The sequence below is a fragment of the Vibrio sp. 1402 genome (genome assembly GCF_033340275.1).
Genome location: NZ_JAWOWE010000721.1, coordinates 1 through 515 on the forward strand (window position 1 = coordinate 1; position 515 = coordinate 515).

Below are 515 nucleotides of genomic sequence, written 5' to 3' on the forward strand. Positions count from 1 at the left end.
AAGCGATTATTTATACTCATTTTGTTGTGCGTGAAGACGCGCAATTGCTTTACGGTTTTAATACAGTAAAAGAGCGTGCGCTATTCCGTGAAGTGATCAAAGCAAACGGCGTTGGCCCTAAACTTGGCTTGGGTATTCTTTCAGGCATGACAGCGAGCCAGTTCGTGTCTTGTGTAGAGCGTGAAGATGTTTCTACGCTTGTGAAGTTACCTGGTGTTGGTAAGAAAACCGCCGAGCGTTTAGTCGTTGAAATGAAAGACCGCTTAAAAGGTTGGGGAGCTGGCGACTTATTCACGCCGTTTACTGATGCCGCTCCTACTGACTCGGCTGCCGCTTCGTCAAATAGTGCAGAAGAAGAGGCGGTCAGCGCACTTCTTGCTCTAGGCTACAAGCCAACTCAAGCGTCGAAAGTAGTTTCTCAAATTGCTAAACCGGACATGAGCAGCGAGCAGCTGATCCGTGAAGCACTAAAATCAATGGTGTAACGGAAAGTTCAAGGTAACAGTATGATTGAA

General features: G+C 46.8%; 1 protein-coding gene. It reads left to right on the forward strand.

The genetic code is table 11. From position 1 onward, the window contains the following. On the forward strand, window positions 1-485 hold a 485-nt coding region (gene ruvA, locus R7044_RS28130), incomplete at its 5' end, for a Holliday junction branch migration protein RuvA (protein WP_225456386.1). Between the last annotated feature and the right edge of the window lie 30 nt (window positions 486-515).